We start from the raw sequence: 3,464 nt of genomic DNA on the forward strand, positions 1-3,464 counted from the left end.
ATCTACCTGCGCTATGAAGCGCGTGCGATCGCGTTCACGCGCCTGCACGGGTTGATGAAGGTCGCGGTCGGCCGGCCGTTTCGCAAGTTGCTCGCGCGCGACGTGCCGGACCCCGCGTTGCGCGCACGGCTCACGCCCGATTATCCGGTCGGCTGCAAGCGCATCCTGCTGTCGAGCGACTATCTCGCCGCGATGAGCCGCGACCATGTGGAACTCGTCACGCAGCCGATCCGGCGCGTGACCGAGGACGGGATCGAGACCATCGACGGCGTGCATCATCCCGTCGACGCGATCGTCTACGGCACGGGGTTCGCGGCAACGGAATTCCTGTCGCCGATGCGCATCACGGGCCGCGGCGGCCTCGACCTGAACGATGCGTGGCGACGAGGCGCGCAGGCGTATCTCGGGCTCACCGTGCCCGGCTTTCCGAACTTCTTCATGCTGTACGGCCCGAACACCAACCTCGGTCACAACTCGATCGTCTACATGCTCGAGAGCCAGATCGCGCACGTGATGCGCTGCATACAGGCGATGCGTCGCGACGGCGCGCGCGAGATCGACGTCGACGCGCGCCGCTACCGGTGTTTCAACGTGCACGTGCAGCAGAGGCTCGCAGGGTCGGTCTGGAGCAGTTGCAAGAGCTGGTACGTCGATGCATCGGGGCACAACAGCACGAACTGGCCGGGCTTCACGCTGACCTACCGGTGGATCACGCGCTTCACCGGCATGTCCGCGTACCGCTTGTCGCAGCCGCTGCCCGGGGCGGCCGCTCCGATGCACGGCATGGTGGTCGCGCCGCCCGCCGGCAGATTCGAAGCCTTCACGGCCGCTTCGTTGCGCGGGTTCCTGCGTGTCGCGTTCCGGCCGCTGATCGGGCCGCCGTTCGGCGCGCGCATGCAGCGCCGCGTCGTCGCGCTGCTGTCGCCGCTGATGCCCGGTGCGGGCGGCACGCTGCGCTACCGCACGTCGGCGCAGCATGTGCCGATCGAAGTGGTCGCGCCGAAACGCGGCGACACGGGTGGCGCGATTCTCTATCTGCACGGCGGCGCGTTTTGTCTCGGCGGGCCGCATACGCATCGCGGCGTGACGACGCGCCTCGCGAACGATGCGGGCCTGCCGGTGTGGGTGCCCGATTACCGGCTCGCGCCCGAGCATCCGAGCCCGGCCGCGCTCGACGACGCACTGGCCGCCTACGACGCGATGCGAACGCAGGGTTACGCGCCGCACCGGATCGTGATTGCCGGCGACTCGGCCGGCGGCGCGCTGGCGCTGGCGCTCGCCATCGCGCTGCGCGAGCGCGGCGAGCCGACCGCCGCCGCACTGCTGCTGATCTCGCCCGTGACCGACTCGACGCTCGGCGGCGCGACGCTGGCCTCGCGTCGCCACGACGATCCGATGATCCGGCGCGGCTGGCTCGAACAGGGGCTGCGCTGGTATCACGGCACGGGCTCCGCCGCGGCGCGCGGGCCGCTCGACACCGATCTGCATGGCTTGCCGCCGATACTGATCCAGGCCGGCGACCAGGAAGTACTGCTGTCCGATGCGCAGCGGCTGGCCGAGCATGCACACGCGTGCGGTGTGCCGTGCCGGCTGGAAATCCATGCGGCGCGCTGGCATGTGTTCCATCTGCAGGCGTTTTACTTGCGCTCGGCGCGGGACGCGTTGCGGACGTTGGCGGGGTTTGCGGCGGAACGTGTCGCCACGACGGCATGACGATGAAACGAGGACGCACGACGATCAGCGCATGTCCGATCGTCGTGTCCGCTTGCAACGGAGCGCCGCCGGGGCGACAACCACCCAAGATCGCGACGGCCGCGTCGGCGAAGCAGTAATTACACAGTCTGCCGGCGGATTTTCCGCCCATCATTCATTCCCTCACGCTCCCCGTCTCGGGGTGCGTCTCCTCTCCTCACGCCATCGACAGCCGGCCATTTGGCCGAATCGTCATGCGCCATCCCGGATGAAAGAATGATCGTCGTTCGGGAAGCCCGCACCACGCCCTGATATCCCGACCATGAAGACGCCGTATGCGTGTCGGCCTCTAAACCATTGCGATGCCAACCGCTTCGTTCCCACTACCTCTTTTGTAGCTTATAAGTTACAATGCTCGCCAAGTTCGAACTCCTTCGCTATCAGCGCGACGACGGTCGCGAGCCTTTCACCGAATGGCTGAACGCCGTCCGTGACAAGCCCGCGCAGGCGCGGATTCGCGAGCGCCTGCGCCGCGTGCAGACCGGCAACTTCGGCGATTGCGAGCCGGTCGGCGAAGGTGTGATCGAACTGCGCGTCCACGTCGGCGCCGGCTACCGCGTGTACTTCGGCCGGCACGGCAGCGCGTTGGTGCTGCTGCTGTCCGGCGGCGACAAGGCGAGTCAACCCGACGACATCAGGCGCGCCAGGGAACACTGGTCGAACTGGAAACGGAGGCAAACATGAACAAGCTCAAAGGCGCGGTATCGCACCACGATGCGGAAGTCGCCGAACTCGGCGCCGACCGCGAGCTCGCGGTCGCCTATTTGCGCGTCGCGATGGAATCGCTCGACGATCCCGACAACCGTGCGGCCGGCCTGCTCGCGCTGCGCACGGTCGCGGAAGCGTATGGCGGGCTCGGCGCGGTCGCGGCCGAAGCCGGCATCAGCCGCGAATCGCTGTATCGCACGCTGTCCCCGAACGGCAACCCGACGCTGAAGACCCTGCTCGCGGTGCTCAAGACCGTCGGCCTGCGCCTGTCCGTCGTTCCCGCGCAGCCGTCGCACGCGTAACGGGCGCACAGCGCGCGGGCTCCCTCACGGCTGGACCATCCACACGAGCAGCATCGCGTCCGGCGCGGCCGCCATCCCCGCCGGCCGATGCACGATCGTCGGCTCGACCGCCAGCGCGTGCGCGATCGCCACCGCATCGTCGATCGTCGTCGAGCGCACGAACGTCATCAGCCGCGCCGGCCGGCGCAGCGTCTCGCGATACAGCGCGCCGTACCACAGCGGCCGCATGCCGAGCGCATCCTGCAACACGTACGGATAGCGCCACAACCGCAGCACGAAGCGGCTTTCCGGGTGGGCCGGATCGACGCGAACGAACACACGCCGCGTGCTTTCGCCATGCGTGTAGCGCGGCAGCACGGGCAGCGTATCGGCGGCCGCCTGCGGCAACAGCCAGCGCAGCGCGGTGGCCGGCGTCCACGGCGTCGCGCGCTGCCAGCCGGCCTGCGCGAGATGACGGTCGAGCGTGTCCGACGTCGCGCTCCATTGCAGCGGCAGAAATTCCTCGCGGTCGCCGCCGATCTCGGTGCGCCGCGTCGGCACGCGCTGCCACCCGCCGCGCAGCCACTGGTCGACGGTCATCGCGACCACGTCGCCGACATGCGGACGCGCCGCGCGATCGAGCTGCCACTGCGCGGGAACTGTCCATACACCGGCCGTCGCGAGCACGACGACGACCGCGACGAGCGCGCCTCTGGGCTGTAC

At 68.8% G+C, this 3,464-nt stretch carries 4 protein-coding genes; 3 read left to right on the plus strand and 1 reads right to left on the minus strand.

The window, feature by feature from the left end:
* From JMF90_RS29555 to JMF90_RS29565, 3 genes are all read left to right on the plus strand, one after another.
* On the plus strand, nt 1-1,713 hold a 1,713-nt coding region (locus JMF90_RS29555; protein WP_201325779.1), incomplete at its 5' end, for an alpha/beta hydrolase fold domain-containing protein.
* A gap of 390 nt (nt 1,714-2,103) precedes the next feature.
* Nucleotides 2,104-2,436, plus strand: a complete 333-nt coding sequence (locus tag JMF90_RS29560) for a type II toxin-antitoxin system RelE/ParE family toxin (RefSeq protein ID WP_011694634.1) — start codon at nt 2,104-2,106, stop codon at nt 2,434-2,436.
* Nucleotides 2,433-2,762 (plus strand): DNA-binding protein, encoded by a 330-nt coding sequence (locus JMF90_RS29565; RefSeq protein ID WP_006479699.1) that lies wholly within the window; start codon nt 2,433-2,435, stop codon nt 2,760-2,762. The genes JMF90_RS29560 and JMF90_RS29565 overlap by 4 nt, the downstream gene beginning before the upstream one ends.
* A 24-nt stretch (nt 2,763-2,786) precedes the next feature.
* Here the strand turns inward: JMF90_RS29565 and JMF90_RS29570 are convergent.
* The coding region (locus tag JMF90_RS29570) for an LssY C-terminal domain-containing protein (protein WP_201325780.1) at nt 2,787-3,464 on the minus strand (678 nt) is incomplete at its 5' end.

The organism is Burkholderia sp. E168m23, assembly GCF_016586125.1.
In the GTDB taxonomy this organism is placed as follows: Bacteria; Pseudomonadota; Gammaproteobacteria; order Burkholderiales; family Burkholderiaceae; genus Burkholderia; species Burkholderia orbicola.

Coding starts and splice junctions, on each gene's coding strand:
- JMF90_RS29560 (WP_011694634.1), top strand. CDS start 2,104: ATGCTCGCCAAGTTCGAACTCCTTCGCTATCAGCGCGACGACGGTCGC.
- JMF90_RS29565 (WP_006479699.1), top strand. CDS start 2,433: ATGAACAAGCTCAAAGGCGCGGTATCGCACCACGATGCGGAAGTCGCC.